The sequence below is a fragment of the Flammeovirga sp. SJP92 genome, assembly GCF_001583495.1.
Taxonomy (GTDB): domain Bacteria; phylum Bacteroidota; class Bacteroidia; order Cytophagales; family Flammeovirgaceae; genus Flammeovirga.
The window spans coordinates 1-25,369 of record NZ_LQAQ01000082.1 but is presented as its reverse complement, the minus strand read 5'-3'; the positions used below and the strand labels follow the sequence as shown (position 1 = coordinate 25,369).

At 32.4% G+C, this 25,369-nt stretch carries 26 protein-coding genes; all 26 read right to left on the bottom strand.

Features of this window, described 5'->3' with window-relative positions:
• Window positions 1-28 precede the first annotated feature (28 nt).
• Complete coding sequence (locus AVL50_RS18155) at window positions 29-1,549, bottom strand: RagB/SusD family nutrient uptake outer membrane protein (RefSeq protein WP_062617908.1); 1,521 nt, start codon at window positions 1,547-1,549, stop codon at window positions 29-31.
• A gap of 10 nt (window positions 1,550-1,559) precedes the next feature.
• A complete protein-coding gene (locus tag AVL50_RS18150) occupies window positions 1,560-4,523 on the bottom strand; it encodes a TonB-dependent receptor (protein WP_063850789.1) in 2,964 nt (987 codons plus the stop codon).
• A gap of 45 nt (window positions 4,524-4,568) precedes the next feature.
• A complete protein-coding gene (gene bglX / locus AVL50_RS18145) occupies window positions 4,569-6,845 on the bottom strand; it encodes a beta-glucosidase BglX (protein WP_062617906.1) in 2,277 nt (758 codons plus the stop codon).
• A 530-nt stretch (window positions 6,846-7,375) separates the two neighbouring features.
• The gene (locus tag AVL50_RS18140; protein WP_062617905.1) at window positions 7,376-7,807 is read right to left on the bottom strand and encodes a hypothetical protein; all 432 of its coding nucleotides are present in this window, start codon (window positions 7,805-7,807) and stop codon (window positions 7,376-7,378) included.
• A 218-nt stretch (window positions 7,808-8,025) separates the two neighbouring features.
• On the bottom strand, window positions 8,026-8,757 hold the full coding sequence (locus AVL50_RS18135) for a hypothetical protein (protein WP_062617904.1): 732 nt from the start codon (window positions 8,755-8,757) through the stop codon (window positions 8,026-8,028).
• Between the two features lie 20 nt (window positions 8,758-8,777).
• The gene (locus AVL50_RS18130; RefSeq protein ID WP_157491416.1) at window positions 8,778-9,755 is read right to left on the bottom strand and encodes an IS3 family transposase; all 978 of its coding nucleotides are present in this window, start codon (window positions 9,753-9,755) and stop codon (window positions 8,778-8,780) included.
• Window positions 9,725-10,009 carry a transposase gene (locus AVL50_RS18125; RefSeq protein ID WP_062617894.1) on the bottom strand — a complete coding sequence of 95 codons (285 nt, stop codon included), beginning with the start codon at window positions 10,007-10,009 and terminating at the stop codon, window positions 9,725-9,727. The genes AVL50_RS18130 and AVL50_RS18125 overlap by 31 nt, the downstream gene beginning before the upstream one ends.
• A gap of 384 nt (window positions 10,010-10,393) precedes the next feature.
• Window positions 10,394-10,885 (bottom strand): hypothetical protein, encoded by a 492-nt coding sequence (locus AVL50_RS18120; protein ID WP_157491415.1) that lies wholly within the window; start codon window positions 10,883-10,885, stop codon window positions 10,394-10,396.
• Window positions 10,886-11,630: 745 nt separating this feature from the next.
• A complete protein-coding gene (locus AVL50_RS18115) occupies window positions 11,631-12,296 on the bottom strand; it encodes a hypothetical protein (RefSeq protein ID WP_157491414.1) in 666 nt (221 codons plus the stop codon).
• 648 nt (window positions 12,297-12,944) lie between these two features.
• Window positions 12,945-13,382, bottom strand: a complete 438-nt coding sequence (locus AVL50_RS18110) for a hypothetical protein (protein WP_157491413.1) — start codon at window positions 13,380-13,382, stop codon at window positions 12,945-12,947.
• Window positions 13,383-13,739: 357 nt separating this feature from the next.
• Entirely contained in the window at window positions 13,740-14,300 is a 561-nt protein-coding gene (locus tag AVL50_RS18105; RefSeq protein ID WP_062617900.1) for a hypothetical protein, read from the bottom strand.
• 6 nt (window positions 14,301-14,306) lie between these two features.
• Window positions 14,307-14,999, bottom strand: coding sequence for a hypothetical protein (locus AVL50_RS18100; RefSeq protein ID WP_062617899.1), 693 nt, complete (start codon window positions 14,997-14,999; stop codon window positions 14,307-14,309).
• A gap of 342 nt (window positions 15,000-15,341) precedes the next feature.
• Window positions 15,342-15,812 (bottom strand): hypothetical protein, encoded by a 471-nt coding sequence (locus AVL50_RS18095; protein WP_062617898.1) that lies wholly within the window; start codon window positions 15,810-15,812, stop codon window positions 15,342-15,344.
• A gap of 565 nt (window positions 15,813-16,377) precedes the next feature.
• Window positions 16,378-16,776, bottom strand: a complete 399-nt coding sequence (locus AVL50_RS18090; protein WP_157491411.1) for a hypothetical protein — start codon at window positions 16,774-16,776, stop codon at window positions 16,378-16,380.
• Between the two features lie 116 nt (window positions 16,777-16,892).
• Window positions 16,893-17,399 carry a hypothetical protein gene (locus AVL50_RS18085; RefSeq protein ID WP_062617896.1) on the bottom strand — a complete coding sequence of 169 codons (507 nt, stop codon included), beginning with the start codon at window positions 17,397-17,399 and terminating at the stop codon, window positions 16,893-16,895.
• 147 nt (window positions 17,400-17,546) lie between these two features.
• On the bottom strand, window positions 17,547-17,828 hold the full coding sequence (locus tag AVL50_RS18080) for a hypothetical protein (protein ID WP_062617895.1): 282 nt from the start codon (window positions 17,826-17,828) through the stop codon (window positions 17,547-17,549).
• Between the two features lie 127 nt (window positions 17,829-17,955).
• Complete coding sequence (locus tag AVL50_RS18075) at window positions 17,956-18,933, bottom strand: IS3 family transposase (RefSeq protein WP_157491410.1); 978 nt, start codon at window positions 18,931-18,933, stop codon at window positions 17,956-17,958.
• Window positions 18,903-19,187, bottom strand: a complete 285-nt coding sequence (locus AVL50_RS18070; protein WP_062617894.1) for a transposase — start codon at window positions 19,185-19,187, stop codon at window positions 18,903-18,905. The genes AVL50_RS18075 and AVL50_RS18070 overlap by 31 nt, the downstream gene beginning before the upstream one ends.
• A gap of 27 nt (window positions 19,188-19,214) precedes the next feature.
• The gene (locus AVL50_RS18065) at window positions 19,215-19,640 is read right to left on the bottom strand and encodes a hypothetical protein (RefSeq protein WP_062617893.1); all 426 of its coding nucleotides are present in this window, start codon (window positions 19,638-19,640) and stop codon (window positions 19,215-19,217) included.
• A 284-nt stretch (window positions 19,641-19,924) separates the two neighbouring features.
• The gene (locus AVL50_RS18060) at window positions 19,925-20,422 is read right to left on the bottom strand and encodes a hypothetical protein (RefSeq protein ID WP_157491409.1); all 498 of its coding nucleotides are present in this window, start codon (window positions 20,420-20,422) and stop codon (window positions 19,925-19,927) included.
• A gap of 312 nt (window positions 20,423-20,734) precedes the next feature.
• Complete coding sequence (locus AVL50_RS18055; protein WP_062617891.1) at window positions 20,735-21,151, bottom strand: hypothetical protein; 417 nt, start codon at window positions 21,149-21,151, stop codon at window positions 20,735-20,737.
• Window positions 21,141-21,878 (bottom strand): hypothetical protein, encoded by a 738-nt coding sequence (locus tag AVL50_RS18050; protein ID WP_062617890.1) that lies wholly within the window; start codon window positions 21,876-21,878, stop codon window positions 21,141-21,143. Before AVL50_RS18050 ends, AVL50_RS18055 begins: the two co-directional genes overlap by 11 nt.
• 256 nt (window positions 21,879-22,134) lie before the next feature.
• On the bottom strand, window positions 22,135-22,548 hold the full coding sequence (locus AVL50_RS18045) for a hypothetical protein (RefSeq protein ID WP_157491408.1): 414 nt from the start codon (window positions 22,546-22,548) through the stop codon (window positions 22,135-22,137).
• Window positions 22,549-23,066: 518 nt separating this feature from the next.
• Window positions 23,067-23,405 (bottom strand): hypothetical protein, encoded by a 339-nt coding sequence (locus AVL50_RS33050; protein ID WP_157491407.1) that lies wholly within the window; start codon window positions 23,403-23,405, stop codon window positions 23,067-23,069.
• Window positions 23,339-23,641 (bottom strand): hypothetical protein, encoded by a 303-nt coding sequence (locus AVL50_RS18040; protein ID WP_062617888.1) that lies wholly within the window; start codon window positions 23,639-23,641, stop codon window positions 23,339-23,341. Before AVL50_RS18040 ends, AVL50_RS33050 begins: the two co-directional genes overlap by 67 nt.
• A gap of 194 nt (window positions 23,642-23,835) precedes the next feature.
• Window positions 23,836-24,759, bottom strand: a complete 924-nt coding sequence (locus tag AVL50_RS18035; protein ID WP_157491406.1) for a hypothetical protein — start codon at window positions 24,757-24,759, stop codon at window positions 23,836-23,838.
• Window positions 24,760-25,369 lie beyond the last annotated feature (610 nt).

The following is a 25,369-nucleotide window of genomic DNA, read 5'->3' as shown; positions in this document are numbered from 1 at the left end:
GTGGTGCACGCCATTTTACATGTGTTTATTAGTAATTTGGATTTTGCTTTAAAATGTCGCTTCCTACAGCATTAATCTCAGCTTGTGGAATTGGGTAGACTTTATTTTTAGCAGCATCAAAAACGTTATCGCCATTTTCAACTAATTTGCTTTTGGCGTATCCCGGAGCCACATTATCCATTCTCATCAAGTCAAAATATCTGTGCTGTTCCATGGCCAATTCTACACGTCTTTCATTCCAAATCGCTTCTCTTAATTGTGCTGGATCAGACACTGTTACGTCCGGTAAAACGTTTTGGCCTGCACGTGCTCTCGCTCTTACGCTGTTCAAGTAACCCAATGCTTTTGATGAGTTGCCTAAAGCAGTAGAAGCTTCTGCTGCCACTAAAACAATATCTGAATATCTCAACAATCTGATGTTCATTGGGCTATTATTATTTCCGCCATTATGTGATGGAGCATACACTTTATAGCTATAGAATTCACTTACAGGATCTGAATTATCACCGAAAATACCGTCTTCTGGTCTTGGTACTACTTCACCGTCATACAATGTCTGACCTGCTGTGATGATCGTTGCATCATAACGTGGATCGTTAGCTTCAAAAGCATCTCTAAGTGATTTTGATGGAATATTGAAACCCCATCCTTTATTCAACACATTTGAACGGATACCTTGAATTTCTGTAAATTGACTGCTACCGCCTCCTTGTTGGAAGTCATGTGTTTGTACTTCAAAAATAGACTCTGAACAGTTTTCTCCTTCCAATCTGAAGATCTCCGCAAAATTCGGGTACAAGTTGTACTCTCCTGACTGAATCAAAGCTTCCGCCGCGTTCAATGACTTTTGGTAATCTTCATTTGAACCTGTAAATGATGCTTGGAAAAGGTATACTTTTGCTAATAATGCTTGTGCTGTTCCTTTGGTCACTCGGCCTAATTCAGCTAAATCATATTGTGATTTTGTGGGCAGAATTTCTACTGCTTCTTCCAAATCCTTGATGATAAAAGCGTACGTTTCCTCTCTTGTCGAACGTGCTACTTTGTACTCTTCTGGATTTAATAATCGGTCCACGATAGGCATACCACCATACGCTCTTACTAGGTTGAAGTAGAAGAATGCTCTCAAACACTTCGCTTCAGCAATATATCTTGCCTTTAGTTTTTCATCAAACTCACCCTCAGGTACATTGACAATCACTTGATTGGCACGGTTGATTGCTTGGTAATGCTCATTGTAATACCCTTGGATGGTGCCATTGTTGGGTAAATAAGAAGCATTATTCAATTCAATCATATCATAACTGTCCGTTGATGTTGATCCTTTGTCGGCATCATCAGAAGCAATGTCTGCTAACCCGATTGGACCCCAAGCGGTAGTGTTCCAACCTCTCAAGCTTTCGTAAATTGCATTTGTGGCTTTTAAGGCTCCATCTTGAGTTTTGAAATAATCCGCAGATGTTTCCTGTCCCTGAGGTGTTTTTTCTAGTAGGTTTGAACAAGAACCTAAAAGTAAAAGTGTAACGGTATATAAGAATAATTTTTTCATTTCAGTACAATTAGAAGTTCACGTTAATACCTAATGTGTAAGTGGCAGTCAATGGATAAGTATTGAAATCAATTCCTGCGTCAAGTGGTGATCTTGTCACGATTTCTGAACTGTATGACTGATAAGGTTGGTATAAGTAAATGTTGGATGCGGCTGCAAAAATTCTACATTTCTCAATGAAAATTTTGTTGGTTACATGCTCTGGCAAAGTATATCCTAATGTGATGTTTGCTAGTTTGAGGTAAGACCCGTCTTCAATAAAGCGGTCTGATACTTCATAGTTTACACCTCCATTGGTTACTCTAGGTTCGCTGTTGCTTGTGCCCTCTCCTGTCCATCTTCCTAAGAAAGACTCTTCGAAGTTCGTCGTACCCCAACGTACTGCTTTCTTTGCATTGTAGATTTGGTTGCCAGATTGCCCTTGGAATAAGGCTGACAAGTCAAAGTTTTTGTAAGAAATACCTAAGTTGATACCATAAATAAAGTTTGGAATAGGGCTTCCGATAAACGTTTTGTCGTTCTCATCAATCACACCGTCCCCGTTGATATCCATATAGATGATATCGCCTGGCTGTGCCCCTGGCAATGATGGCATATTATCAATCTGCTCTTGATTTTGGAATACACCATTCGTTTTATAACCGTAGAACGCTCCAATTGCTTGACCTGGCGTAGTTAAAGATGCTTGTTGACCGTTACCTAAGCTGCTTCCAAAAATATAAGGGTTGTTAGGGTCTAAAGCGATTACTTCGTTGTGAATGGTTGAGATATTTGCTCCAATGTTGTACTGTACTTCTCCAATTTTGTGATTCCATTGGATACTCAAATCAATACCTTTGTTCAAGATCTCACCAATATTAGAAGGCACAGCACCTTTTGATCCAACTAAGCCTGGAGGTGTGATATACACCAACATGTCTTTGGTCATTTTGTGGTAGTAATCTGCATCGATCGTTAATTTATCATCCCAGAAACCTACTTCTATACCAATATCGAACTGCTCTACAGTTTCCCAACGAAGGTTAGAGTTGGCCATATTAATTACAGTTCCACCTGGCTGGAATCCTTGATCAGGACCAAATACTGGGTTTAAGTCATTATCAACCAATGAGTACTGGCTATAGTCTCCAATTTTGTCGTTACCAATTCTACCCCAACTTGCTCTTAGCTTCATATTGTTGATCAATTCACTAGATTTCAAGAAGTTTTCTTCTGAAATTCTCCAACCTAAAGCCAATGAAGGGAAGACACCAAACTTGTTGTTTTTACCGAAACGAGATGAACCGTCCGCTCTAAATGAGGCTGTTGCAAGGTACTTATTATCGTAAGTGTAATTCACTCTACCGAGGAATGATAAGTAAGAGTTGGCAGCTCCTTCTTGTGTAATATTTCTACTGTCTACCAATCCAGTACCCAAGTACCACATATCTCTGTTATTAGGCACACCATTTTCTGAACCTTCAAACTTTTGCATGGTATTATTTTGAGTGGTTACACCGGCTACAGCATTGATGCTATGCTTACCAATCTGCTTCATATAGCTCACCGTATTTTCCCATAGCAATGCATTATATTGGTTTCCTTCTTGCTGTAATCTACTTACATCATTGAATTGTTTTCCATTCACGAAGAATACAGGAGTATATTTTGTTCCTCTATTTGTTGCTCTATCAACACCTAAGTTCGATTTGAAAATCAATCCTTTGGCAATTTCATAATCCAAGAAGAAGTTACCTACCAAACGATCGCCTTTACTGAAATCATTTTTGTAATAAGAAGAAGCGATAGGGTTACCAATATCATTGTTATTAGAAGTACCGAAGTAACCGTTCTGATCGTATACTGGCATTGTTGGATCTGCTTTATAAGCATCTCCTAAATCAACACCTTCACTTACACTATTGTAAGTAGAGTAAGCAATATTATGACCTACTTTTACTCTCTTCGACAACTTATACGTGTTGTTAATTCTTAAATTGAAACGGTCGAAACCTGATCCTTCTACAACACCTAACTGATTGAAATAACCTGCTGTGATATTGTACATTACATTGTCTGATCCACCTGAAACACCTACTTGGTAATTCTGAATCGGTGCGTTTCTTGTGGCTTCATCAATCCAATTTGTACCGTTGCCCATGTTGTTGATTTGATCTTTTGTATAAACCAAATCAGAACCTTGGTTGTGCATGATCTCATTTTGAAGCATGGCATATTGCTGTGCATTCACCATATTAGGACGTGCCGCTACTTGTTGCATACCTACATAAGATCCTAGAGTCACTTTTGCTTTTCCTTTCGAACCTTGTTTTGTAGAGATGATCACCACACCGTTGGCACCTCTTGAACCATAAATTGCAGTTGCTGAGGCATCTTTCAAGACTTCCATTGATTCGATATCATTAGAACTCAAGAAATTGATATCATCCAGAAGCATTCCATCCACAACATACAGCGGGCTTGAATTACCCGTGGTGCCGACACCCCTGATCTGTACTTTCGGTGAACTACCTGGCGTATTGCCTGAAGTAATCTGAACACCTGATACTTTACCTTGTAAAGATTGTAAAGGGTTTGAAGCTGGAATTTTCTCCACATCTTCACTCTTCACACTCGATACGGCACCTGTCAGATCACTCTTTTTCATGACACCGTAACCGACTACCACCACTTCTTCAAGTTGTTCCATGTCTTCATTCAAGACCACTTGAATAGGTGAAAAACTAGAAATTACTCTTGTCTCCGTGACATAGCCGATGGATGAAATTTGGATGGAATCGTTAAGTTGGATTCCATCGAGTTTAAAGTTTCCGTCGAAGTCAGTAATTGACCCTTTTTGTGTTCCAATAATCTGGATTGTAGCTCCGATTACGCCATCCCCTGTACTACTTGTCACCTTCCCAGAAAGTACATTTTGGGCGTACAAAGACATACAAGAAATACTAATAAATAGTGTTAGTAATAACTTTTTCATGGTCATTTCATTAAAAATAATAATAGTTATTGCAGTAACTTCATTTTAGTTTTTGAATGAAAAAATAGCTTCATTCTGAACAATTGAGGAGTTAGGGGCGATCCAAACTTTGAACTTCCCTTCTTCAGTTACTATGTTGTTGTTTATATCAAGAATTGATAGCATATCAGGAGTGATATCGAAAGTTACTTTTTTCGATTCTCCTTTCTTTAGTTTAATTTTTTGAAAGCCTTTCAGCTGTTTTACGGGTTGAGCAACAGATGCGAAGATGTCTTGAGTGTAAAGTTGTACGATCTCTTCTCCGTCATATTTACCAGTATTTTTCACTGTGATAGAAGCCTTAATTGCTCCTCCCTCTTTTAATTCATCAGATGACAATTGCAAATCAGCATACTCAAATGATGTATAGCTTAAGCCGTAGCCAAATGGATAGAGCGGAGAGTTTTCCACATCTAAATAGAATGATTTATAATCCTGAGGATTGTTCTGATCAAACGGTCTACCTGTATTCAACGCATCATAATAGATTGGAATTTGCCCTACATTCCTTGGGAATGTCATGGTCAATTTTGCTGAAGGATTGTATTTTCCTGCCAATACATTCGCAATAGCATCACCTGTTTTAATCCCCAAATACCAAGCTTCAACAATGGCGTCCACATTTTGATCTTCCCATGATAAATCCAATGGTCTTCCATTCAATAAGATCAAAACAATAGGTTTTCCCGTTTTCTTTATCGCGTGCATCAGTTCGCGCTGTGCTTTTGGAATACGAATATCCGTTCTGCTTGCCGCTTCTCCCGACCAGTTGAAATCTTCACCCAAAGCCAAGAAAACAACATCACTGTTTTGTGCCACTCTTACAGCCTTCTGAATTTCTTTGGCGTTACTTTCTCCCATCAGGTCCGCTCCTTTAGCATAGCTGAATTTAGCCTTTGAATAAAGGTTTGTAACACCTTCATACACTGTTACGCTCTTGGAGCGATCACCTTTGATAGCCCATTCACCATTTAAGCTTTTTCTTTCTTTGATCATCGGACCAATCAAACCAATACGCTTATTTGTATTTTCAGCTAACGGTAATACCTCCTTCTCATTTTTCAATAATACAATAGAACGTTCCGCACCTTTTAAAGCTTCTGTTAAAAACTCATCAGTCATGGTATTTTCAGCTTCACGCTTGGTGTCCATATATCTGTAAGGATCTTCAAATAATCCTAATAAGAATTTCAATTCCAGAATTCTTGCAACAGCAACATCAATTTGACCTTCCGTTACAGCACCCTCATCCACCAATTTTTTAAGGTTTTGAATATAAGCCGCACCATTCATGTCCATATCAATCCCTGCATTCAAGGCTTTCTCTGCCGCTTGCTTAAGATCTTCAGCATACCCGTGAGGAATCATTTCGTTGATGGCCGTATAGTCCGTTACCACCGTACCTTTAAAACCCCATTCATCTCTCAAAATATCTTTGAACAAGTATTTGTTGCCAGTGGCAGGTACACCGCTGATGGTATTAAACGAAGTCATAAATGTGGCTACCTTATTGTCAACTGAAGTTTTGAAAGGAGGCAAATACGTTTCTCTCAATACCCTATCCGAAACATCTACCGTATTATAATCTCTCCCTGCTTCTGCCGCACCATACCCTACAAAATGCTTCGCACAAGCCAACATAGTATGAATATCACCAAAATCCTTATAACTTTTGATGCCTTGAAAACCATTGACTCTCGCCTTTGCGATTTCTTTTCCTAAGAAAACATCTTCACCGGCACCTTCCATCACTCTCCCCCAACGTGGGTCTCTAGCAATATCAATCATAGGTGCAAACGTCCAGCTGATCCCTGCCGAAGTTGCCTCAATAGCGGCAATTCTAGCACTTCTCTCCATCAATTCCAAATCCCAGCTACATGACTCTGCCAATGGCATTGGAAACGTTGTCTTATAACCATGCACCACATCCGCCGCAAATAAAATCGGAATTTGAAGACGAGAATGCTTCATTGCCTGCTCCTGCAGTTTGCGTAATCCTTCCGCTCCAAAAACATTGAACATGCTTCCTACTTGTCCCTTTTCCAAGTACTCTTTAAAGTCGTCATTGATCTGCGGTCCCGTCAATGTACCATGTCCAGAGAACTGCGTCATTTGTCCTATCTTCTCCTCCAAAGTCATCAAAGATAACACCGAGTCCACCTTCCCTTCAATCACAGGATCTTGACTATAACTTTCCCAATCGAAGTCTTTTTTCTTCTGTTCACACGATAAAAAAATGGAACAGCCAAAAAGTAATAATATTGTCTTATTAATAAATCTCATACAGATAAGTGAGTAAGTTGTTTTCACTAATTCAGACGATTTGCTTAGCGAAAAATAAAATTCAGTTTAACGATCGTTTTGTGATTACAAATATGGAGGGGATTAAGTGTAAAAATGTAATTTTATATATCATCAAAAAGACATCATCATTCTAAAAAAAACATAAAACACTGTTTATCTGCACTTTGAAAGTGTTAATTGTCACATTTTACTACAATGATAAGATGGTATGATGTGATAAAATCACATCAATGAAATGGAGGTATTTTCTTTAAAAATTAGAAAGACAAGGAAAATAACATGATTCATGTGGGTGATGTCCCATTGGTAGAAGTATTAATGGATAACTACTACAAAATAGATTTATTTTAGTCTATATAATGGCTTATTTCAAACCATATTCTGATATACAAACAAGCCAATCTACGTGAGGGTAGATTGGCTTGTTTTGTTGTTTTAAGCTGAGAACTTAAACTGTGAGAAAGTTTGTGGTGATGCCTGTCAGCTTAACACAACGAACAGTGAGGAAACTATTTTTTACTAACTCCTCGTATTTCTGGATATACGGGCTCTTTTGTAAAGTTAAAATTGTCATTTAACAATAAAGAAAATTTCTCTCCCCATAATTTAAACTCAAAATAATTACTTGTTATGACATTATCGCTTCCAAATAAAAATATATCTTGAGTAATAGAAATCGTATCTATTTTATCATTAATAATCGATACCTCTTTTGGGTTTTTAATAGAATAGTCAGTAATATGAATAGACGAGTAATTTGAGAATTTAAAAAAAGAAAAATCTAAATATCCACCTTGTAAATTAGAAGGGATAAACTTCTTATCTAATAAAGATGCATATACAGGGATAATAATATCATTTTTATCAAAAATTAAATCACCACATAAGGAATTAGAAAGATCAATTTCTTCAAAGTCAACATTAACTTGTTCTATCATCATATTTATTCTAAAATAACTGTTTTTAATTTTTCAATAGGAATTTCTCCCCCACTGGCGCAAGTGTTAAGCCAAAGGCGTCACTTGTGTCTATATTTTGAAGGAGTCTATAGACTCCCTACCCCACAAATTAATGGTCAATTATTACTGATGAAAGGATTTATGGAATTTGTAATTTTATCTTGAAAATTTTTGTACTGTTAGTTCAGAAAATGGAAAACTCAAAATGTTGTAGGATATAAACCTTCATTTTTAAAATAATCATATAGTTTAAAATAGAGCTTAGAGAAATTACTTTCGATATTTGTTTCATTTTTTATAAAGTTAAAATATATCTCTAAATTCTTAAACTTGTTACGATCATCGCACAACCATGATGAAATTAATGCTATACAAAATTTGTGTTGGATATTAGAAAAATAAACACTTGAATCATCTAATACAATAGATGGATTATTATTAAGTAAATCATTAATTTTTACAATTGAATTTGTAGACTCAATTACTTTGACAACACCTTCCAAAAAATATCTATTATAAATATTTTCAACCAATAACTCTACAGAAGATTCATCAGTATTATCAAATTTCAACATAACTGTATCTGAAAAAAGGTAAGTGCCTTCATTTTTTTCATCTTCTATATAAGCCCCTAAATCAGCATCTATTACATAGGTTTTATAAGGTATACTGTTATCTAACTTTTTTAATAAACTTGTTATATCTTTATATTCACACTTTAAATGGCCAGTACACCTGTTAAAATATCTATTAAACTGTAGCTGAAAAGTATATATTATTTTGGTACTAAATTTAAATGAGAACAGTATTTCAGATTTTTTTTTATTTTTTTTCTCCTTAAATCCATAATGAGATAATCTATAGTTACCCCAGTAGTTCGGACTGTCTAAGTGGAAAAGATAATTATCTTTTTTTGAGAGATTCAGCTTCAAACCTTTTATTAAAACCCATTTTATGATTTGTCAAGGCTGGTCTGTGTTGCGCCTGCGGCAGACCATTCATCTTGGCCTTTACAACTCATAGAATGTGGTTTTTCTTTTGGTTTTGAGCTTGTGTCTCGGCGACCCTTCTCAAAGATATAGAAAGGTTTTTGATTATCAATTGAACTATGTCGTCTTTCGTGATTATAGTAAGACATATATTCTATTACCCCTAAAGCTAACTGATGGCCATTACTATAAGAATGTTTATATATTTTCTCATATTTCAAACTTCGCCAAAAACGCTCTATAAATATATTATCAGTTGCTCTTCCTTTACCATCCATACTGATGGTTACACTTTGACTAATCAAGTACTCTGTAAATACATCACTTGTAAATTGAGCCCCTTGATCTGTATTGACAATTTCCGGTGCTCCATGCTCTTCTATACATTCCTGTATCGTCTCTTTGCACCATTCCGCTTCCATTGTATTGGAAAGAGACCAGCCTACAATGTAACGGCTGTGTATATCAATTACAGCCATTAAATACATAAAACCCTTTTCCATTGGAATGTAGGTGATATCGGTTGCCCATACTTGATTTACTTTATTAATGACCATATTACGAAGGAGATAGGGATACTTTTTGTGCTCTTTTATCCCTTTTGAAGTATGAGGACCAGGAATAAGTGCCTGCAGGTCCATCATACGGTATAATCGGGCGATACGTTTATGGTTGACTAACATTCCCTGATCCAGACGCAACCAAGTAGTCATACTCGGAACCCCCATGTGAGGATGCTTTGTATACTGCTGATCTATGATCTTCATTAACTCAAGGTTTTGTGCGGACTCTCCTTTTGGTTTATAATAATAACTAGATTTTTGTAAACCTAATAGCTGACATTGACGTGTGATGCTTAGCTCTGGATGAGCCTTGTCGACAATTTTTCTCCGTTCTGATAACGACTTATTTACGACAAGGCTTTCTTTAAAAAATCCAATTCAACTTGAAGTTTACCAATTTTTGCATAAAGCTCATCTTCTTTCCCTTCACTCACTTTTTGAAGCTTCTTTTTCTCTCTAGACTTTTCAAAAACACTGGATGCACCATCTAGAAATTCCTTTTTCCATGTACTGATCTGAGTAGGATGAAGATCATACTTTTGGGCTAATTCTGTAGTAGTCTGTAAATCCTTGATGGCTTCTAAAGCTACTTTGGCTTTAAATTCTGAGGTGAATTTTCTTTTACTTTTCATAACACTGCAATTTACTTAATTATTAATTTAGATTGCAGTCCGTTTTGATGGGGTAACTATAATCTTGCTCTTAATTGTTCAATGATCGCTTCTTTAATACTCCACTCCATAATTATATGAGTTCTTTTAATATAGTTTTTATTGCTTGCTTTCTTTATTTTGAGTGTGTTTTTACTAATTATCTCACAGGTACAAATGTTAAGCCGAAGTTGCCATTAGTGTCTATATCTCGAAGGGTTCCAGACTCCCTTCTCAACAAATTAATGGTCAATATTTACTGATAAAAGAATTTATAAAATTTGTAATTCTTTCTTGAAAATTTTTGTACTGTTAGCTCAAAAGTCAGGAGGTCTCCCCAATTGTTATGCACAAGTATCGGCTTAATTAAGCTTGGTTTAAATATAATTCTAAAGATTTAGTATCTGGAAACCATAAACTCATAATCCATTTACCTTTATGCTTTATTAAAAAGTTTCTGGATTTATTCTGGTAAATTTCTTCAAAACCATCTGATTCAACAAAATCAAATTCATCAAATATTTCAACCAAAAATTCTTTTTTTAATTCGTAGAAATAACTGATAACCTGTCTATTTGTACCACTAACTAATGTGCAATCATATTTAATTTTGTTGCCAAATACTTTCTTAAAATCATCAACATTATCAAATAAGATAGATGAACCGTCAATAAAATAAACATATAAGATTTTATTATTTTTTAATTTGTAGATTGGTCTTTCACATTTATAACTAAATACACTGCCACTTTCAACATTTAGTAATAAAATAGCTTGTTCTCTCTCTAAAAAAGTTATACTCGTTTTTTCTCCTTGAGGATTTAAAATTATACTAATACTGTTTTGCGTTAATTTCATATCATACTTGTTCAAATATCATCATCAGCCAAGGTAATAATATAAAGGTGGGCCTACTATATTTGACTAAACATCAAGTTACCCCCAACACAACTGCTCAACTGAAGCTACCATTAATGTCTAAATTAGGAAGGAGTGCGTTGACTTCCTAATTTAGACATTAATGGTCAATTTTTACTGATGAAAGGATTTATGGAATACATTTCTTTCTTGAAGATTTCTGTGTTGTTAGCTCGAAGTCGAAAGACTTTCCCGATTGTTAAACACAAGTACCGGCTTCATACTTGAGTCAGAGGGGAAAGCTCATTCCCCTATACATGGGAAAGAGTTTCCCATATATAGGGGACACCTTTTCCCATTACTATGATACCCTCTTTCCCATAAGTATGGGACAACTTCTTTCTAGCAGATAAAGTATTGCAATAGTACATCCCAGCACGTACACACTGTACATGCCGGGACGTACGGAGTGTGAGTCCTAGGACTTACACACTGTAAGTGCTACTACGTACATGGTTTAAATCCTAGCACTTGCATGGTTTTAATGCGTAATTACTACAAAACGGATTGATTTTATTCGGTAGCATGCTTATTTCAAACCATATGCTAATTGTTATATACAAACAAGCCAATCTATGTGAGGGTTGATTGGCTTGAGTTTTATTGTTGTTTGTAAAAGACTATAACAATACACGAGTTCGAAATGATGCTATCACTAGACTTGACCAACAGTAGCGATCCCTACTTAATTAGATATTAAAATAGTATCAGCTTTTTCTTCTAGTAGAGTGAATGAAAAATCTTTATTCATTTTATATTTATAATAGTCTTTTGTTATTTCCTGTTCTATAATATCTTTTCCATTTTTCATTTTCTCAGATTCTAGAACCTCAGTTTGTGATATTTCTAAAGTTGAATCTAAATTCAATATAGACGACTTTTGCAGAGACCATAAAAAATCGGCTCCAAAAGCACTAAGCTCTAAATTAGTCACTACATCATTATGCTTATGAAGAGTATGCAAAGTTTGATGAATTGAATTTTTATGTTTAAATGTATTTTTTATTACCGTAAATGCAATTAATGAATCAGAATTTGTTTCTAATGTAGAGTAATAACAGTAATAGTGATTTTCATCTTTAAGTTTTACAAGGTTAAGTGTATTAATTTCTTCTTCTGATAGTTTAGGATATTTATTAAAATAAGTAGGGTCATTTATATATTTAGATAAATCAAAAAACGTATTAATGTTTTCAATATCCAATGTGTCAACTATGTTTGAGATTCTATTATACATTGGATTTACATGTCTATTGATATTTATTGTACGTCTTTTGCTATCATGTGATTCATTAACACAACTAATAACAAACAACATTAACATTAGTTGAAATAGAACTATATTTTTCATAATTTTTTTTAAATTTATCCTGTGCAATAGACTTTATCATGGTTTATAACAATAGAACTTTTTAAGTTCTAAACTTTGATTAAAAACATCTCTACAAAAATAAATGGAATAGCTACATTTACACGGAGAGTAAGTTAAGCCGAAGTTGCCATTAGTGTCTATATTTTGAAGGAGTCTGTAGACCCCCTACCCCACAAATTAATAGTCAATATTCCAATCCTTAAGTGATTTTTGATGATTATATTTCTCATCCAATTGACTTTTTAAAAGATTAATATCTTTTAAAAACTTTCTTATTTTCATATCTAAAAATATTTGATTTCCTTTTTTATCAACCTGATAAATTCTATACTATCTATCCAACTGGCGCAAGTGTTAAGCCGAAGGCGTCACTTGTGTCTATATTTGGAGGGAGTCTGAAGACTCCCTACCCAACAAATTAATAGTCAATATTTACTGATAAAAGGATTTATGGAATTTGTAATTCTATCTTGAAGATTTTTGGCTCGGAAATAGGGAAACTTCACCGATTGTTAGACAGAAGTAATAGCTTAACACATGTGCCAATGAGGTTATTTAAAAATTGAAACTATTCGAAAACCATAGTTCAGGAGGAAACTAACACTTTACCCTAAAACAGTGAAGGAACTAAATTCCGTACCACCTAATTTCATTATTTTCAAAATATATAGTTATTGTCCCACTACTTTCTTTTATCAAATGTAATACTTGTCCTTGTGAAGTGAAATAGGGATCATAATCAACATGTAACTGATCATCTACATACCAAAAATCTACCCAACTAAAATCATCTAGAATATTTCCTTCAAAATCAACAATACTTGTATATTCTTTTACTTCTCCATTTTTCTTTAAAAGGATAAAGCTATTCTTTCTAAAAAAAACTGCTTCCATCTTATTATCATTATCGATATCTAATAAGCTAATTGTAAGTTTCTCTTCTTCAGATAATATTATTTCCTTCTCATTTATTAGTATTCTCACCCAAGGGGGGATATATGGATTGAATGCAGAACTACTTGAAAATATTGCTAAAAGGATTACGAGAGAATAAATAAACTTCATATGCATAATAGTTTTACAATTCAGAATGACTATGATCTACTACAAGTAAAAAATATACTGTATCAAATGGTCACTAACTTCTGAATAAAAAAATTTCATCTCTTCCAAAAGACACAAATGTTAAGCCGAAAGTGTCACTTGTGTCTATATTTTGAAGGAGTCTGTAGACTCCCTACCCCACAAATTAATGGTCAATATTTACTGATAAAAGGATTTATAAAATTTGTAATTCTATCTTGAAGATTTTTGTTCTGTTAGTTCAAAAGTAAAAGCATTTATTTTATTGAGGAGGTGTTCGTAATAACCTAAACGCGTCACATGACGAACAAAGAAAGGCAATACCTCAGAATAGAGAGACTATGCCTTTTGTTTATAATCATCTAAATATGTATATAAATCTTTTTTTTGAGTAAATGCTGAATATAGTTTACTATTAATTAACATTTTTTCCTTTATTGAAATTAATGTATTCAGTTCAGCCAAATATCCTTCTTCAAAATCTTGATAGTCATCTTCATCCTTAAATAAGAACATTCCACATTCTACAAAATAATCGACAACTGTTTTTTTATCTTTAATTGATACTTGAGGCAAATCAAAATATAACTTAAATGCATTTATTTCTAGATACTTAAATAAAAATTCGATTGCTGAGAAAACGCCAAAAGTTGAGGATCTAGTTAATATTTCGCTCCAATCATTCAAAGAAAATTCTTCATATATTTCAGGTATACAAGTCAGTAATTGAACTGAATAAGTCTCGGGGTAATTATTAAGATTGTATATTATAAATTCAAAATTATTGCATAATCTTATGCGACCTAAATAGATCTGTATAAAATTTCTATCAACCGGATAAAAATATGCTTTTTCTGAAGCATTGCTATAAATTTCCTGTGAAAGTTCCCTTAAATTCATATTAGATCAATCAAAATATTCATACACTAAAATAATACTTTCATCTTCAATCGTTAGATCTAATATTTTTTCAAGCATTTCTACTTCAAAGTTTAAATATTCATCAACTAAATGTTTATTCTTTTGTAATTGCTCTTTTAATTCTATAGCCATCTCAGGCGTTAGCTGATAAATAAAAGTCATCATACCATCAACATCAAAATCCATATAACCATGATACAAATTGGTGTAATCATTTTGACAACTAGATGGATTCTTAAAGTACATTTCAAATTGAAGTTCTGTAAATATCTTTTCTAAAAAATCTTGAGAAAATTCAATTGAAGGTTCGCAATACCAACTTTCCTGAAAATAAGAGGCATGATAGTATCGACCATATTCAACAATAGACCATAATAAAAATGAATCTTTGGGATTTGAAATACTCCAACCTGATTGTTGAGTTTTATACATTATATCTTCATAACTAGCCAAAAAAAATTCTTTATGGTCTTCACTATACCTTCTATTATAATGATTCAAAAAAGTTATATAATCATTATCACGATTATTTAAGGAACCGTGCATTTTGGTTATTTCTGAAAATCCTTTACCATCTATTACTTCTTTTATATGGTTTAAATAATCAGTATTAAATTTATCCTTATCAAAGATAGTTATAGAATATCTAGAATCAGTATTCAATTTTGTTTGAGCCATACTATAGTTTAAAGTTTGAGTATGTAATAAGATTAGTATTAAATATAAGAGTCTATTCATATTTACAATATATAAGTTACATCATTGTTTTCCTTTGCAATACCCCCACTGGCGCAAGTGTTAAGCCGAAGGCGTCACTTGTGTCTATATTTGGACGGAGTCTGTAGACTCCCTACCCCACAAATTAATGGTCAATTTTTTACTGATAAAAGGATTTATAGAATTTGTAATTCTATCCTCCAAGTTTTTTTGTTCTGTTGACTCGGAAGTCGGGAGACTTTTCCGATTGTTAGACACAAGTGACGCCTATCGGCTTAACACTTGCGCCAGAAGAAGGGTTCACTATTTATTTTTTATAAATAAACCATCAACACTTAAGGTGTAACTTGTAGTATCACGAGCAACCTCTATTCCTTTGATATAATCTTCATGGACTGTTATCACCTGGAAATTTTGTGAGTCGTAATCTATTAACGTATAATCATATTTTTCATATTCTTCACTTGAAAGATTAAGAATATCTATTAAGTATCCTTTTTTATCGTAAGAATAAGCATAAATGTCTGATGCTCTCCCTTCATAGTAATCATATATTAATAAAACGGTATTGTCTGTAAGTGTACTAAGTTTACCTAAAAGGTAACCATTTCTAAGTGAAATGTCTCTTTTTTGGAAAAAACTACAATAATCTTTTTTATGTATTTCCTCTTTTTTGAAGTTAAATTTTATAACATTTATTTCACCGGTAGAAATTTCTTTAACATGATAATTTTTCAGGTTTAAAACACAATCATTTTGTGTATAATTTTTCACATTGAAAAATAGAGATATTATTATTAATATAAACATATTCAAATATTTAATGATTGAAAATTAATGATTTAATCCACTGTGAATATGATCATCCCTCACTATTCTTTGTGTTAAGCCGAAAGGTTTCACTAAGAACTTCCACACTGATTCATGTCTGAGACTTAAAATACAAAAACACTACATTTTCAACTTCTTGACTACTTAATTTGATGAAATAACTAACTAAAAAAAATTCATAATGGCTATAACTCACACCTGATACGATCAAAAAGCAACCTATTTTATCACTATTTCAGTGGTATATTGGATAGATGTTTTTTACTAGAGAAGAATAGCTAACTCCAACATGTTCTAAATTGCTTCTTTTACCAGTTAAAACATCTTTTGATTTCTTATTCCCTAAACTATATTTTATAAATAAAAGTATCACAGAATTAACATTAAAAGTTATTATTATCTGATGCTTTATATTGAAGAGTTGAGAGTTCATTTGATCTTGAAATTGAATTTTTTATTGTAATAAGTTACAAACATTTTAAGTTAAAACTCCATATTTCACTCAAAATCAAGTAGATGAAGGAAGCAACACATTACTCCATTCATCACCATCAGATTCAGGGACAAATGAAATAAATGTCTCCGTATTATTTTGTTGAATCCAGAGACGGTTACACTTATCACACTGATAAATATCTTTTTTAATCTTTGAATAATAGTTGCCATGAATATCACATAACATTTGGGTGTCATCTAAATCTTCTGGATAAGAAAGGGATGAAAAATGCTTTCTTATCCACTCAATCCTTTTACCTGAATTTGTTGCCTCAATTAATGTCTCAATAAAGTTTTCTACTTTATCTAAGAAATTATAAAAAGCTCGATCTGGTATTATCTCACCTTTATAGGGTAAGCTATCTGACACATCAGATAGCACGTTACCACATTTACATTTTAATTGACTCATTATTCTTAATATATATTTTAATTTCTGCTCTGTTCTAGGTGATATTAGAAAGACATTTAAATCATAACTCTAAATAATTAAAAGTATCAACTTAACTTTACAGACTGCAACAATGATCATACACATAATATTAAATCATAGAACTCAGATACTGACGGATCATTATTATTCAATGCAAGACATTCCTTGAAATATTTGTCAACAATAGAGCTATCGAGTTCATATACACCTAATGTGCTTTTTTGTATTTCAGCTTCAATAACGATTATCATTGAACGAAAAAAAGATTCTGCATCAATACCACAACACATTTTAATTTCCCCTGATAGGTCCAAAAGATATACACCCCCTGATTGGCGATCTAAGACATAAAATAAATTATAGTTATTATGATTAGCAAAGTGGTAATATTGATGATTAAAATCCATTTCTGAAAATGTTAAAGTAAAATCAACAAATCCATATTTCGCCGGAAACTCAAAACCATTTCTAAAGTATTCAATTGCTGTCTTATCGCCTTCATAATCAGTTTTAATAATTAATTTCACATCATCAAATATATTCATCTCAAGTGTCAAATAATTATTATAAGTGTTTACAAACGTATCAATGTAATTTTCCATATTTAATATATAATTGTCTGTTTTTTCTTCTGCTCTTGATATGCAGTGAGAAGGATACTATTTTGAAAAGAGGAGGTTATGTATTTTTATTTTTTTTATAAATAGAATAAGTGATAAATTGATACATAAGAATGGTTCGTAATGAAGTTAAACTTTCATATTACGAACAGTGAAAAATGAATCTAATTCATGTTTTATACTACAGATATTTTTACTCAGAAGAACAGCACCGACTTCTTCATTTTCTAACAATTCATTGTAATAATCATAAACAATTTTCTTGATTTTTGGATACTCTTCAAAAGCAACAATTCTGATAACTTTCAATAATTCAAACATCCAAATACCACCAAAGGGTTTTTTAATACGCTCGAGAAGGTCATTTTTATTATTAATTGGATAGATATTATTTAAATAATATTTATCCAAGGAATTATTTCTTTCGTAAAAATTTAGAAAATGATATAGTTACCCCACTAGTTTGGACTGTCTAAGTGGAAAAGATAATTATCTTTTTTTGAGAGATTCAGCTTCAAACCTTTTATTAAAACCCATTTTATGATTTGTCAAGGCTGGTCTGTGTTGCGCCTGCGGCAGACCATTCATCTTGGCCTTTACAACTCATAGAATGTGGTTTTTCTTTTGGTTTTGAGCTTGTGTCTCGGCGACCCTTCTCAAAGATATAGAAAGGTTTTTGATTATCAATTGAACTATGTCGTCTTTCGTGATTATAGTAAGACATATATTCTATTACCCCTAAAGCTAACTGATGGCCATTACTATAAGAATGTTTATATATTTTCTCATATTTCAAACTTCGCCAAAAACGCTCTATAAATATATTATCAGTTGCTCTTCCTTTACCATCCATACTGATGGTTACACTTTGACTAATCAAGTACTCTGTAAATACATCACTTGTAAATTGAGCCCCTTGATCTGTATTGACAATTTCCGGTGCTCCATGCTCTTCTATACATTCCTGTATCGTCTCTTTGCACCATTCCGCTTCCATTGTATTGGAAAGAGACCAGCCTACAATGTAACGGCTGTGTATATCAATTACAGCCATTAAATACATAAAACCCTTTTCCATTGGAATGTAGGTGATATCGGTTGCCCATACTTGATTTACTTTATTAATGACCATATTACGAAGGAGGTAGGGATACTTTTTGTGTTCTTTTACACCTTTTGAAGTATGAGGGCCAGGAACAAGCGCCTGCAGGTCCATCATACGGTATAATCGAGCGATACGCTTATGGTTGACTAACATTCCCTGATCCAGACGCAACCAAGTAGTCATACTCGGAACCCCCATGTGAGGATGCTTTGTATACTGCTGATCTATGATCTTCATTAACTCAAGGTTTTGTGCGGACTCTCCTTTTGGTTTATAATAATAACTAGATTTTTGTAAACCTAATAGCTGACATTGACGTGTGATGCTTAGCTCTGGATGAGCCTTGTCGACAATTTTTCTCCGTTCTGATAACGACTTATTTACGACAAGGCTTTCTTTAAAAAATCCAATTCAACTTGAAGTTTACCAATTTTTGCATAAAGCTCATCTTCTTTCCCTTCACTCACTTTTTGAAGCTTCTTTTTCTCTCTAGACTTTTCAAAAACACTGGATGCACCATCTAGAAATTCCTTTTTCCATGTACTGATCTGAGTAGGATGAAGATCATACTTTTGGGCTAATTCTGTTGTAGTCTGTAAATCCTTGATGGCTTCTAAAGCTACTTTGGCTTTAAATTCTGAGGTGAATTTTCTTTTACTTTTCATAACACTGCAATTTACTTAATTATTAATTTAGATTGCAGTCCGTTTTGATGGGGTAACTATATGAGTTGTTATTTGTTCTACCAATAAATCAAGTTTTAATTTTAGATCAGTTCCATTTCGATTTACCCTCACCCAATCACTACTTGTCTTATTTACAAATTCATAATGTGTTTCTTTTATTCTTAAATCCTTAATCTGATGTTTATTAGAAAATTTTTCTAACCATTGATGAACAATATCATACCTAACACCTAACCTAACTTGTACAGTAATAAAAACATCACCATTAGTATCTGGAATACTTATTCTAGGATTCATGACAATAGAAAAACCATTTTGTTTATTTTTTAATAAATGTCTACTCTTTAAGTACACAAAATTTTTAAACAGTTCATCTTTCAATAAGTTATTTACTAGCTGAATTTCTAAATCTCTTGTTTGTATTTTAATCATTATTTCGGTTATATTTTTATACTATTACATTACCTGAAGAATAATTTTTCTCACCCTTTTAAAGATTCACTATAAAACTTCACCTAAAAAACACCCCCTCACCTATATGTGTTTGGGCTTCAATTTGGTCACTCCATTAATCCAAATGGTTAAATCAAAAATGCCACTTATGTTTATATTTTGAAGGGATAAAAACTCCTTTTTATTTTTATTAAGTTACAAACTTATTCAATTGTACAACTCTAAATAACGCTTTACGGCCTGATGCTTAGATCAGTGGGGAATTACTCATATTGCTCTCTAATTAAATCTATTAGCTTAGTGTATTCAGGTAAAATCTCAAACGTTACTTCATTTTTTTCACCCCCTCTGAATGAAATATATACATCGAGCTTAAAAAAGAGTAAAAGTAAATTCATAAAACTTTCATAATCAAAATCACATTCAAAAAGTGGTGATGCTGAAATCTCTAGATCAATGTAAAAAAGCTTATCATGATTATCATTAATACATAAATAATTGTCTTGAAATAAAGCTATACAAATCAGCTTCGAGCCTTCTACTTCTACACTATTCAAAACCTTATTTAAATGCACTCCAGCGAAATCAATTTTATATATATTGCTAGTAGAAATCAGACTAATTATAGAGCTGTAATCAGTTTCATTTGTTGCAAAATCATATGTACTTAAAAGATAATCAACATATTCCCTATCATCATAATTAGATAATAATTCTGTCTTAGAGGGTTTAATTCGATTAATTTCTTCTATAAAGTTCATTTTCATTTTTTTTGTTAAAACATTCCTTCTGGCATAAGTGTAAAGCCAAAGGTGTCACTTTTGGCTATATTTGGAAGATATCTGTTGACTTTTACCCACAAATTAATGAGCATTTTTTACTGATAAAAGGGTTTGTGGAATTTGCAATTCTATCGTGACAGTTTTTAGTTCTGTTGGATCGGAATTCGGGAGACTTTCCTAATTGTTAGGTATAAGTATCGGCTTAATACTTGAGTCATAAGGGGGAAGGGTTTCACATGAATATAAGGCACAAATCCTTCTAGTAGAGTATACTATTTTGAAAAAAAGAGGTTAAGTATTATAGATTTTTTGTTTGAGAAAGAGATAACACTTACCTGAATAATTTTTAGTGAAATCCAATATTGATTCATCATTATCATCTTTCTGAGAAAGGTCCACTCCTGCATTTACCAATATTTCTAATTTATCAATATCATCAATTGCATCACTATTATTTGAAATTTGCACTATTGCATCAACACAATGAAAAATCTCTGGCGTTCCATTGACTTTATTATTAACATTAGCACCAAGCTTAACTATTTTCTCTACAAAAAAAGAGTTGGAACTCCAAAAAGCATGTGTAAGTAGACTATAGCCGTTAAAACCTTTTGCATTTATGTCAATTTCGCATATGTTTCTTAGAAACATATCTTCATCATTCTCTTCCATAGCATACACTATAGTTTCAAAAATATCATCCATCATTTTTTCTTAGATTAGATTTTAATTGGTCATATAATAGCTCCTCTATCCCTGTGTCAAAATTATCCGACAATTCATCTCTTGAAACAGAAATAATAAAGTCTTGCTCTTTAAAACTTCCTCCATCATGATGCCTCAAGCAACCTTCAGAGGCAATATGAGATCGAACTAGACCATTTGTTAGATATTCTTCAATTATTGTTGTACTATCTGTTTCTATAATTCCAAGTTTGCTTTTATCATATGTCATTTTATTATCATATACCTCTATTAAATAATAATTACTTTTTCCGTTCTTAGATATTGAAAGAAGTACATTTTCATCTGGTAATTCATCATGGAATTTATAGATATATACCACTCTCTTAAATCTATTTAAATTTATAAAGTCATCTTTTTGAATAGAATCATAACAATCGTATGCCTTTTTGGCTGATAACATCTGTGAAAAAACATCACCTCCATAACCTTGTGGGTAAGTCGATAAAACTATATAAGATTGACAAATAAAAAATACAATAAACAAGAGTAGAGTATATACCACATTTTTTAACCGACCAGACAATAGAAAAAATAGAGCAGTAGAAATAACTGCTGTAATCAAAACAACAAATGGTGTGATGAGGCCTGCCAATCCTGTATAGGGAAATAACCACCTGATGTTTCCCCACAGAAAAAAACACCATAAAAATAAAGATATTAATAATAAAAATCTGATATATTGAAACATGATTATTAGTTATTACTGATTGCTTTGTTATTTAAAATTTGGAATAGCTTGTCTTTTTTTCGTGTTAGAGAACTACTATAAATACTAAATACAAATTCAAAATTATCTCATACTAATTCTATTTATTGTTTTGCGATTACTTCCATCAAAAAAACTTTTAATAGAACCACTATTAATACATTTTTTAGCGTTGTACTCACAAAAAATAAATTAGAATTAACTATGATTTATTTTTGACTTAGTACTTAAAACACAATTATTTATCTTTAAAAAATTTGTAGACTTCCTTCACATTTCTATCGTCATCCGCCGCGAAATCTATTTCGTCTGCTCCAAAAATAAACTTCAAGTGTTTAAGAAGTAAATCTATATCATATTCACCCATTAAAATAGGTGTTGAAGAATAATCTGACTCCAATGTTACCAAAAATATTAATGACTCATCAAAGTAACATCTCACCTCAAAGTTTAAAGGTTCTGAAATTGTTTCCCCGTCTATATTTAACACGTTACAGTAACACCCCCATTCCTCATCGAGCTTAAAAGAATCATTATAGAAGGATGCTTGAATACCAGACTCAATCACTTTTCCTTCAAACTTGTTTGTCAAAATATCAATTCCTCCAAAAGAGTTTTTTGAAAAAAGATATATACTATTTATTACACTCATTTCTTCATTCAATAATTATAAAATTGGGAAGGTATTTGGTCTGTTTGCTTCCTATACCTTGCTAGCAACTTTCTTGTCAAAGTAATAATATAGCCAGTTGTAAAAATAGTTCTCATATTATTATTCATCTTGTTTTGAACAAACATACATGCATCTACATGCATAATGTAAGTCCTAACATCTGCATGAATTCAATCCTTAATTATTACAAAACGGATTTATTTTATTCGGGATTATGCTTATTTCAAATTACATTCTAATACTAATTGCCCAAGTCAATCTACCATCATATAGATTGGTTAGCTTTATTGTTTTATAAGTTACAAACTTAAACTGTGGGAAAGTTCGCAGTGACGCCTGTCGGGTGAACAAAACGAACAATGTGGGACCTTAGCAAAGTTCATTTTGCAAAAAAAATTGAGGAACCAGCAGTAACGAAACGTTTTTGGCAATCTTAGAAAAATTACATCAATTTACGTGACTATTAAGGCAGTACCAACGGACAGTGGAGGCATTCCCTAATTATATAAGAAAAACTCTAGGAAACCTTGTTGAGGTTTGAGATCTATAATTTTTAATACTATTTCTTCAATTGGCTCACAACTCTCTTCATCAAAACCACACTGATCTGGTATTTCCAATTCGATTTCCATAATTTTATTAAGCAATGATAAATATTCAAAGAAACTATCTGACAAAAGAAAATTATTTTTTTGTATTGATCCATATACAGGACAATTTTTTTTAGAAGTATCAACAAAGATTGCGTCTTCATTATAGAAACCGATAACTAACCAATCAGAATTCCAATTTTTAGTATCCTCGATTCTCTCACCATTAAAAAAATAAACTTCCAACCTTCCTGAGATATATCTAATTTACTTATTGGTAATATATTATGACCAATAATATAACCCATATAAATTGGTTCATCAATTTGTACTTTTTCATAAAATTCTTTTATCTCACCATTAAGATATGATATGTTTTCTAAGTTAGTTTCTTCATCAAAAAACTTTAGATCATTGTCTAATGATAAATAACTATTTAGGTTATCTTTAAATTTTGATAAGGTTAAATCTAAATTACTCATAACTTATTTGTTTCTTTTGTGTTGATCAATCATTTTTTGGAGGTCCATAAGTTTACCTCTAGTTGGAGTAAACCCCACAAGTATGTAGCTTGTTGTCCTAGTTACAAACTTATTCAATTCAATAGTTCTAAGAAATTCCTATGGCTTAATACTAAAATAATGAGAAACGGTTGAGGTAAGAGCTTTATTCTATTTTAACAACCTATTGTATTTAAAATTGCTACTAGTTCTAAAAATTCATTGTCATCTGCTAAACTAGATAGAAATAGGTTTAAAGAAGTAGCATTATAATGTGAAGAGAGATCAAAAAGAAAATCTAATTTCCCATCATTATCTATATCACCTACCCACAGTAAGTTAGGCATAGCATCATCAAAACTTGTGCAAGCAAATAATAACTGCGGTGTTTTTGTGGTAGTGTCCTCATTATCTATAAATAATCGATAATTGGCAAGTTCATAAAAATCGCCACCTAAAAGCTGTTTATCACCTGTGGCATATAATTTTATTTTAGTATCGTTATAATTTAAAATAGTAGAATCACCCGAAAGTGGGCATCTCATATCTTTCAAAGAATCAATCGAATGAAGAGTCCTATCTTCTAAAGAAAAACCAGAAAATAAGAATAAACATTCATCTTCCTCACTCACACTTACTTTAATTGCAGAACTATCTCCTTCTGAATCCATAACAGGATCCATATCTTTACTAAAATCAACTTCTACATTTTTTAAATAATAATTGGAAGAATCAGCAAAAACACCTATCCACTGCTCTGTTCCATAAGACATATCTAATTCATCACCATGATAAGAACCTAGCATAATTACTTTAAAAGAAGAATTCGTGCGTAATTTAGGAGTAAAATCCACAAAGTTGGAATCAATCTCAAGCCTTTTCCTCTCCTTAATTTCTTCCTCAACCACCACATCTTCAATCTCAGTACTATCTTCTATAATTTCAATTACTTCCTTAACAGAAGTGATGGTGTCAATATTTTTTTCTTCCTGTACTACACTTGCTTCTATTTGTGCAGAAACAACTGTTGTTTTTTTCTGTGTTTTCTCACATGACATTAACGAAAATAGAAGAATAATGATGAGTAGTTGACGGTACATTTTTGATGTTGATTTAGTAGAAATATATAAATAGCTTACTTTTTTTGAAATGAATAGTCATTCTTATAGAAAAGAGGATACAAATGTAAATGTAATATAATTTCTTGAATCTCTAAATTGGAAAGAACTGATTGACTACCTACCCCACAAATTAATGGTCAATATTTTACTGATGAAAGGTTTTGTGGAATTTGTAATTCTATCGTGAAAGTTTTTAGTTCTGTTGGATCGGAATTCAGGAGACTTTCCCGATCTTTAGACACAAGTATCGGCTTAATACTTGAGTCAGAAGAAGATTGGTTTGTTGTTATAAGTTACAAGCTTAAACTGTGAGAAAGTTCGCAGTGACGCCTATCGACTAAACACATCGAACAGTGGGTAATTTATTTAAAAAATTCATATTTCACCCATTTTATAAACTCAGTTTTTTTATTACCGAATACATTTTTCTTCTCTAAAAAATCATTTTGCTTAATATTTTTATACAATTGAAATCCATATATATTATAGTTACCCCATCAAAACGGACTGCAATCTAAATTAATAATTAAGTAAATTGCAGTGTTATGAAAAGTAAAAGAAAATTCACCTCAGAATTTAAAGCCAAAGT

Excerpts from the sequence above, each read along its gene's own strand:
- AVL50_RS18155 (WP_062617908.1), bottom strand. The coding sequence starts at position 1,549 with ATGAAAAAATTATTCTTATATACCGTTACACTTTTACTTTTAGGTTCT.
- AVL50_RS18150 (WP_063850789.1), bottom strand. The coding sequence starts at position 4,523 with ATGAAAAAGTTATTACTAACACTATTTATTAGTATTTCTTGTATGTCT.
- bglX (WP_062617906.1), bottom strand. The coding sequence starts at position 6,845 with ATGAGATTTATTAATAAGACAATATTATTACTTTTTGGCTGTTCCATT.
- AVL50_RS18140 (WP_062617905.1), bottom strand. The coding sequence starts at position 7,807 with ATGATGATAGAACAAGTTAATGTTGACTTTGAAGAAATTGATCTTTCT.
- AVL50_RS18125 (WP_062617894.1), bottom strand. The coding sequence starts at position 10,009 with ATGAAAAGTAAAAGAAAATTCACCTCAGAATTTAAAGCCAAAGTAGCT.
- AVL50_RS18120 (WP_157491415.1), bottom strand. The coding sequence starts at position 10,885 with ATGAAATTAACGCAAAACAGTATTAGTATAATTTTAAATCCTCAAGGA.
- AVL50_RS18115 (WP_157491414.1), bottom strand. The coding sequence starts at position 12,296 with ATGAAAAATATAGTTCTATTTCAACTAATGTTAATGTTGTTTGTTATT.
- AVL50_RS18110 (WP_157491413.1), bottom strand. The coding sequence starts at position 13,382 with ATGAAGTTTATTTATTCTCTCGTAATCCTTTTAGCAATATTTTCAAGT.
- AVL50_RS18105 (WP_062617900.1), bottom strand. The coding sequence starts at position 14,300 with ATGAATTTAAGGGAACTTTCACAGGAAATTTATAGCAATGCTTCAGAA.
- AVL50_RS18100 (WP_062617899.1), bottom strand. The coding sequence starts at position 14,999 with ATGGCTCAAACAAAATTGAATACTGATTCTAGATATTCTATAACTATC.
- AVL50_RS18090 (WP_157491411.1), bottom strand. The coding sequence starts at position 16,776 with ATGAGTCAATTAAAATGTAAATGTGGTAACGTGCTATCTGATGTGTCA.
- AVL50_RS18085 (WP_062617896.1), bottom strand. The coding sequence starts at position 17,399 with ATGGAAAATTACATTGATACGTTTGTAAACACTTATAATAATTATTTG.
- AVL50_RS18070 (WP_062617894.1), bottom strand. The coding sequence starts at position 19,187 with ATGAAAAGTAAAAGAAAATTCACCTCAGAATTTAAAGCCAAAGTAGCT.
- AVL50_RS18065 (WP_062617893.1), bottom strand. The coding sequence starts at position 19,640 with ATGATTAAAATACAAACAAGAGATTTAGAAATTCAGCTAGTAAATAAC.
- AVL50_RS18060 (WP_157491409.1), bottom strand. The coding sequence starts at position 20,422 with ATGAACTTTATAGAAGAAATTAATCGAATTAAACCCTCTAAGACAGAA.
- AVL50_RS18055 (WP_062617891.1), bottom strand. The coding sequence starts at position 21,151 with ATGATGGATGATATTTTTGAAACTATAGTGTATGCTATGGAAGAGAAT.
- AVL50_RS18050 (WP_062617890.1), bottom strand. The coding sequence starts at position 21,878 with ATGTTTCAATATATCAGATTTTTATTATTAATATCTTTATTTTTATGG.
- AVL50_RS18045 (WP_157491408.1), bottom strand. The coding sequence starts at position 22,548 with ATGAGTGTAATAAATAGTATATATCTTTTTTCAAAAAACTCTTTTGGA.
- AVL50_RS18040 (WP_062617888.1), bottom strand. The coding sequence starts at position 23,641 with ATGAGTAATTTAGATTTAACCTTATCAAAATTTAAAGATAACCTAAAT.
- AVL50_RS18035 (WP_157491406.1), bottom strand. The coding sequence starts at position 24,759 with ATGTACCGTCAACTACTCATCATTATTCTTCTATTTTCGTTAATGTCA.